The organism is Yersinia sp. 2542 StPb PI (assembly GCF_048593855.1).
GTDB lineage: Bacteria > Pseudomonadota > Gammaproteobacteria > Enterobacterales > Enterobacteriaceae > Yersinia > Yersinia enterocolitica_E.
Genome location: NZ_JAZGQA010000236.1, coordinates 1 through 6,011, shown reverse-complemented (window position 1 = coordinate 6,011; position 6,011 = coordinate 1). Strand labels below are relative to the sequence as shown.

Sequence of the window (6,011 nt, the reverse complement as noted above, 5' to 3'; positions counted from 1 at the left end):
TTAAGTGCAATAAAAATATAATTTATAAATTACCCAACATCTGCGTATATATCAAAAATGCTGGCATTCTTCATACTATTATTGTTAATTTACTTGAGAATGCTAATTTGGCTATTCCCAGTGACAATGGTTTCATTCAATGTGGTTGTAAGATAGAGAATGGTAATGCAATTATAAGCATAACTGATAATGGATGTGGTATACCAAATGATTTAATCAACCTCCTGGGAAAACAACCGGTAAAAAGCACAACCTCTGGATATGGTATTGGCTTGATGTTAGCCTTTTCTAATGCAGTCAGAATTGGTGCTAAAATAAAACTATACTCAGATTATACCGGAACAACAGCCACTATTAGGGTGAGATTGTTATGATGGAAAAGATCTTAATTCTGGATGATGATGATGTATTTACTAATACGCTATCAACAATTCTGCTTAGAAAAGGATTCTTTGTTAATGTAGCAACCACTGGAGTGCAGGCCGTCAGAATGGCCGAATCTACTCAGCATATGTATATCGTGATAGATCTGCAGTTGAAAGATGACTCTGGGCTAGCATGGGTTTCTGCATTAAGACATCTTAACCCATTATCTAGAATTTTAATTCTGACAAATTACTCTAGTATCACTTCAGCCATCATTGCGTTAAAAAAGGGGGCTGATAATCTTCTGCAAAAACCAGTGAGTGTGGATAACATTCTATTGAGTCTTCGTAATGAAATACCAACATTAAAAAATGATAAGGGTAGCCCATTTACCTACCCCTCACTAGAACAAATGGAATGGGAGTATATAAATAAAGTTGTGGATGATCATCTTGGTAATATTTCTGCTTCGGCAAGAGCGTTGAATATGCATCGACGAACATTACAACGCAAACTCTTGAAAAAGAATATTCCTAAACCTTCATAGAAATGATTTATGCTAGAGAGGTAAATTTCAATGTTTAGTTTACTGGCCGAAACTTACTGTTTTTCTCAATAACTATTTCTGATAATTGCCTAATTTGTTCATAGGCAGCGGCATTCCCCTGTCTGAACTGGCCCATTTGTTCAGGTATGCCGAAGAACGTGACAAGGGGAAGTTAACCCCCTGAGCGCCTATACTCGACGGTTTTTGTATCATTGCGTTTTTAACAGCAAAAAACCGAGCTTAATGACCCGGTCGGTTTATTTTTAATCCTACAGTTAGTATTAGAAGTTATATTTAACGCCCAACATTACCGCAGTATCACTGTAACCTTTGTTGCCGATTTGCTGGGCAACATTACCCCACAGGTTAACTTTTTTATTGATTTGGCCTTCAATACCCACTTTTAATTCACCGATATTGGCGGCCCCATCTTGCTTCACTGTCACGTTATCCATAGTGACACCAAAATCTTTAGTATTGTGGCGCCAGTTAGCTTCAATAAATGGCTGGAATACACGATCTTTGCCTTTATCCTGGCTGCTATAGTCATTCATAAAGGCTTTCACATCCATCCAGGTCACCACCGTCTGAACCACCCACGCCTATGCTGCCGTCGGTTTTTTGCGTGTTGGCGGCACCGAGCAACAGTACATCACGCGCCGCATCCAGGGTGGTATCGCCGCCGGCTTTGAGCTGGCTGCCTTGCACCACAATATCGCCGCTGTTCGCCGGGTTCACCACCGTCACCGACGAAGCCAGCCAAGACCGCCAAGATTTAGGGGCAGATTGGGTACGGGAGAACGGCGAGTTGTTGATTGCTGGCGACTGGCTTACTGAGTCTGGCATTACCGACGCGGAACAACTGGAAGTGACTGCTGTGCCCAGCCGTCGCATTAATTATACTGTTAACGATAGCGGAGAGTGTGCCTTCACCCAGTTTGTCTCTTACCTGATCTTTCAGGTTGCTCGTAACCTGCTTAACAGACTCGCGGGCTTGATCTCCACTCATGGAGTTATTCTCCACGAACGCGGGCAACTGGTGATCCGGCCTGCTGAGTGACAGGTAAAAAAATCCCGGCGACTTGGCCGGGATTTTTTCAAGAGATAAGATCTGCTTTTGTTTCAGTTAACACTTTAATGAACTCATCCAAAGGGAATTTCATTTCTACTGACTCTGCCAAAAGGCGGCTATCTGCAAAAAATTCAACTTCAACCGCATCTGCGCCCTTATCCTGATTTAGCTGACAGAGGATCTGCCCTCTGTATGAGATCTCGGCTGTTAGCTCCTCATACTGTGAGTCACTAAAAAAAACCACTTCAAAAGTACAATCCATTTTCATCACCTTTTTGGATCCAAAAAGCCTGAGAATGAGCCATCTGAGTTATCCCAAAACCCGCAAACCCTTTCAGCAGTTCGTCGCTATTGGCCTGCATCTTGGCTGAACACGCATCGGCACTTAACCCGGCGCAGTTCTGTGCTTTGAACTCTTCAACAGCGGCAACCAGTTCTTTCTGCGCATTCTGGTATTTCTGTTCCTGAGTCACACCAGAGGTTTTATTATCAATAATGTCATGGAGTGAGTTATTCTCCACAACAACTCGATCCGTCGTGAAGTTTACCAGCTAACTCATTTTTTCCCTGTTCCGTCAGCCAGTTACAAACCTTTTTTACCAGTGTTTTTTTACTCCGCCAACTTTTGCCCAGACGCGCGTTTTTGGCCTGAAGACGCTAGACGAAAATCAATTGGAGTGTGATTTCCCCGTACTATTACGAAGTAATTACGCGAGAACGGCGAGCTGACCATCGGTGGGAGCTGGATCATCGAGCCCGGGATCACCGGTGTGGCACAGCTGGAAATCACCGCCGCACCCGGAATGATCCAGTTACGGCGGCGGGAAGATGGGGGATTTAGGGCTTAGCAGTAATACCCTCGGTCAGTTGAACTGCACCCATAAAGTTGGCCGGGGGTCTGTATTACTCACAAGAAGATAAATTATCTATTTTCTTTATGTCTAACAGTAACTGCTGATCAAGAGTAGTTTTATCTACTTGATTTAAAATATGACTTATCCTTTTTAAAGAAGATAAAACACCTTTTGCTTCCTTGTGACTTAAAGATGCGATTGATGATATTAATTGCCCATCGTAATCATCTCCGGCTAGAGGATCTCCTCGCAAGATCGATTCTGCTCTTGGTAATACATGAACTAAAAACAGATCCTGTCTTATAGCTCGAGCAATATCCCCAACATTCAACTCATCAAGCGGCGCATCTACGATACTGCTAAACCACTTATCAAGAGATGACCTAGTGTTAGGCTCATAATTACCGCCTTCTGCTATTAATAGATCCCTAAACGTTGTCATATGCCGTACCCTTTGATCGCCGATTCTATTTTGTTAATCGCTTCTGTTGCTCTTCCGTAAGCTGCCTGAGCTTCCGGATTATTAACATTTTTTAGCGTGTTTGCATGATTCCTTAAACCATTAAGAGTATCTTGCATCTCTTTCATATGGTTCCAGTTTTCCCCACTTCCATTAGGTTTAGGAATAGGGTTGTTGTCCATATCTTTAAGAGAACCTGTAATATCATGATCTTTCAGAGAGTTTTTAATTAGGTTGTCGATTTTTCTCATGGCACTTTCTTGCTTCTGATTCAGCTTATCGACTTTTTTCTCTTCCGATTTGTTCGGATCGTTTTCTGGCGGTGGTGGTGTTCCCGTTCCAGACCCCGAACCACCCAGCTCTTTCTTCTGCTCATCCGTCAGATCCTTGCCGATATTAGGATTAGAACCAGACTCATCTTGGCCTATCATGCCCTGCATCGCAAATATCACTAGCTGTGCGGCAACTGGACAATCACCACCGGAGAGGCATTTCGTCACAACATCTTTACCAAACTCTTTCACCGCCGCATCCAACTTCTGGGCGATTGCAGCGTTGGCTTCAGTTTGAGGCGTTGTCTGTCCTGCTACTGGCGGAGGAGGTGCAAGCAGGGAGAGCAAGAAGTTATTCTCAACCGCATTCTTCCCAGCCTGCGCCCCGGCAACTGCGTCAGCGGTACTATTACCCACCACGCCCCCGGCTAATCCTGCTGCCAGTGTAATCCCGGCTCGGTGGCTGGGATTATCCTTAATATTCAGAATGATAAATAATTTGATAAGCGTCCCCAAACTCTATCTGAAGACATTTCGCCAACTCAGCCCCTTCTTATATGAACACTAATTCATCATCTTTCGTTGAAAAACCAGATGAGACAGGGTCGTCATCATTTAATATTGAATCATAAATTTCAGATCATTTATTAAGCCGTTCCTTTAGTTCGTTCGAAATAGGCAGATCCTCAGGATCAATATTACCTACTTCCCCCGGTGAACTATGCCAAAGTGGATACGAATAATAGTCTGCCATTAGCTTTATTATTTTCATTTCAGTCTCCCTGCGGGGTTATCCGCGCCTTCGGGCAAGTCACCTCAGATCGGCCTGTATTTGTTCTGGTGGTAGGTTCTTGTCCTGAGCATATTGCGCATAAGAAGCAACGGATTGACCATAATCAGCCATGCCTTTTGGTAGACTCAGCGCATTATTTTCCACTAAAAATATATTTTGAATCAACGTGCTAGATCTTTCGATAGTAAAAGAACCAGTAGGCACATCCAACACCAACCCCAACTAAACTAGTCTTCAATACTTTATGAAAGTTATCCTTCAAATATCCTAGCATCTGATCACCATCACCAATCCAATACCCAAGCACTTGAAAAATAAAACTTACAAAAAAAAGCATTAAAGAGAAAGCAACGCATAAATACAACAGTACCAGTAGTGATTTTTTACTTATTAACATTGCTATTCTCCTTATTTTTTATTGAGTTTTGTAATGCATCAGAGAACCACCCAGAAGCAGCTGAGTCAGCCACATTTCCAGAAAGAGAAGGTAAGTTATTTTGAGGAACTGGTTTTGTGATAGTCCATACACCCGTCGGAACCCATTCGTACTGTTTAGAGATTGGATTAAGTTTTTTATCCATTGGTATTTTGATAATATTACCAGCGGTATAACCTACAGATGCCCCCGTTTTACTCAATAGGCCACCCATAAATGGATCATCACCATTGATTTCTGCCTGATAATAACCACCTGCTGCATTCCAAGTTACAGTTGGATTGTAACCTTTGCCGGCAGTAATAAGGCCGATAACTCCGGCACCGATAACATCTGATAATTTGACCTCGCCGGTTTTGCTTGTTCCATATTGGATGGCTGTATTAGCAGCACTTGATACACCTGCGGCTATTAATTGTTCCTTAACTCCCGCACTGTTAGTAATGATGGCTTTCCCCCCCCATAACGGCGACTGGCCATGAAGTCGGATCGCTGATAACAGACAGCAAACGATCACCTTGCGTGATATTGTCTTTCAGGAATTTCAGATCTGCACCGTTGAAGCGCTAATGCGTAAAAGAATTGCTTTATTAGGTCGGGCCATCCAGGAAGGTTTTCCAGATTTTCTGCACCGTAATATTTGGCATCAAGAATGGCAAATGTAGTTGTGTCTGGACTCCTAATAACTGTACCTTCAGCATTGATAACGATAACAGCATCATTTCCTGTATATCGGAATGTAGGGCCATATTTTGATGGAACATATTCAATTTTCAAAGGATTTGACCAAGCACTATCCAGCGCTGATTGACTTACCCCTATGCCTCCATCTCGACCAGAGATTTGATCTAATGCATGTTGTGAATAGCTAGTGATCTTTGTTGGTGCTTTATTTAACTTGTTGTGATGAAAGAACCGCTCCTAAAATTAACTGTTTAATAGAGCCTCTAGCTGTTTTACAGGCTCTATTATGTCAGGATCGTCGCTATTGATTGATTCATTTCGAAAAAGTGCTACCGCATAAACTTGTTCTAACATAAACCAATGTTCATGAAATGCCTCTTTCCACTCAGTATTAATAGATTCTAAACAATTTGACAAACCTTCAAGATCGTCAATCAAATCCTTTAAAGATAAATTATTTGGCATAAATGAGCTTAGCCTTCCCTTCATTAATGAAAGTTGCCGTCTGTCATACTCACTTATCTTCA

9 protein-coding genes and 5 pseudogenes are annotated in these 6,011 nt (G+C 42.3%); 3 read left to right on the top strand and 11 right to left on the bottom strand.

Annotated elements, in window-relative coordinates; all coding sequences use genetic code 11:
- The coding region (locus V1952_RS19470; protein WP_420075359.1) for an ATP-binding protein at positions 1 to 374 on the top strand (374 nt) is incomplete at its 5' end.
- A complete protein-coding gene (locus V1952_RS19465; protein ID WP_372558305.1) occupies positions 371 to 913 on the top strand; it encodes a response regulator transcription factor in 543 nt (180 codons plus the stop codon). The genes V1952_RS19470 and V1952_RS19465, both read left to right, overlap by 4 nt.
- 281 nt (positions 914 to 1,194) lie before the next feature.
- Here V1952_RS19465 and V1952_RS19460 read toward each other — a convergent pair.
- Positions 1,195 to 1,485, bottom strand: a pseudogene (locus tag V1952_RS19460) (autotransporter outer membrane beta-barrel domain-containing protein); the annotation flags it as partial.
- Positions 1,486 to 1,492: 7 nt separating this feature from the next.
- Positions 1,493 to 1,639: pseudogene (locus tag V1952_RS19455) on the bottom strand (hemagglutinin repeat-containing protein); the annotation flags it as partial.
- On the opposite strand from V1952_RS19455, the pseudogene V1952_RS19450 reads away from it, so the two are divergent.
- Positions 1,611 to 1,796 (top strand): annotated as a pseudogene (locus tag V1952_RS19450) (hypothetical protein); the annotation flags it as partial. The pseudogenes V1952_RS19455 and V1952_RS19450 overlap by 29 nt on opposite strands.
- A 214-nt stretch (positions 1,797 to 2,010) precedes the next feature.
- On the opposite strand, the gene V1952_RS19445 reads toward V1952_RS19450, so the two are convergent.
- The 9 genes and pseudogenes from V1952_RS19445 to V1952_RS19405 all read right to left on the bottom strand — a co-directional run.
- Positions 2,011 to 2,247, bottom strand: a complete 237-nt coding sequence (locus tag V1952_RS19445; protein ID WP_261373784.1) for a hypothetical protein — start codon at positions 2,245 to 2,247, stop codon at positions 2,011 to 2,013.
- Complete coding sequence (locus tag V1952_RS19440) at positions 2,231 to 2,506, bottom strand: hypothetical protein (RefSeq protein WP_420075358.1); 276 nt, start codon at positions 2,504 to 2,506, stop codon at positions 2,231 to 2,233. Before V1952_RS19440 ends, V1952_RS19445 begins: the two co-directional genes overlap by 17 nt.
- Positions 2,507 to 2,888: 382 nt before the next feature.
- Positions 2,889 to 3,281 carry a contact-dependent growth inhibition system immunity protein gene (locus V1952_RS19435; protein WP_420075357.1) on the bottom strand — a complete coding sequence of 131 codons (393 nt, stop codon included), beginning with the start codon at positions 3,279 to 3,281 and terminating at the stop codon, positions 2,889 to 2,891.
- Positions 3,278 to 3,712, bottom strand: a pseudogene (locus tag V1952_RS19430) (hemagglutinin); the annotation flags it as partial. The gene V1952_RS19435 and the pseudogene V1952_RS19430, both read right to left, overlap by 4 nt.
- A 204-nt stretch (positions 3,713 to 3,916) precedes the next feature.
- A pseudogene (locus tag V1952_RS19425) lies at positions 3,917 to 4,018 on the bottom strand (VENN motif pre-toxin domain-containing protein); the annotation flags it as partial.
- A 364-nt stretch (positions 4,019 to 4,382) separates the two neighbouring features.
- Positions 4,383 to 4,574, bottom strand: a complete 192-nt coding sequence (locus V1952_RS19420) for a hypothetical protein (RefSeq protein WP_420075356.1) — start codon at positions 4,572 to 4,574, stop codon at positions 4,383 to 4,385.
- A 173-nt stretch (positions 4,575 to 4,747) separates the two neighbouring features.
- Positions 4,748 to 5,317, bottom strand: coding sequence for a hypothetical protein (locus V1952_RS19415; protein ID WP_420075355.1), 570 nt, complete (start codon positions 5,315 to 5,317; stop codon positions 4,748 to 4,750).
- Positions 5,314 to 5,577: an LlaJI family restriction endonuclease gene (locus V1952_RS19410; RefSeq protein ID WP_420075354.1), complete on the bottom strand. Its 264-nt coding sequence runs from the start codon at positions 5,575 to 5,577 to the stop codon at positions 5,314 to 5,316. The genes V1952_RS19415 and V1952_RS19410 overlap by 4 nt, the downstream gene beginning before the upstream one ends.
- A 150-nt stretch (positions 5,578 to 5,727) precedes the next feature.
- Positions 5,728 to 6,011 (bottom strand): hypothetical protein (locus V1952_RS19405; protein ID WP_420075353.1); only part of this gene is annotated, 284 nt, incomplete at its 5' end.

What these genes read in the sequence shown, in the direction of transcription:
- V1952_RS19445 (WP_261373784.1), bottom strand. Translation starts at nt 2,247, where the DNA reads ATGGATTGTACTTTTGAAGTGGTTTTTTTTAGTGACTCACAGTATGAG.
- V1952_RS19435 (WP_420075357.1), bottom strand. Translation starts at nt 3,281, where the DNA reads ATGACAACGTTTAGGGATCTATTAATAGCAGAAGGCGGTAATTATGAG.
- V1952_RS19465 (WP_372558305.1), top strand. Translation starts at nt 371, where the DNA reads ATGATGGAAAAGATCTTAATTCTGGATGATGATGATGTATTTACTAAT.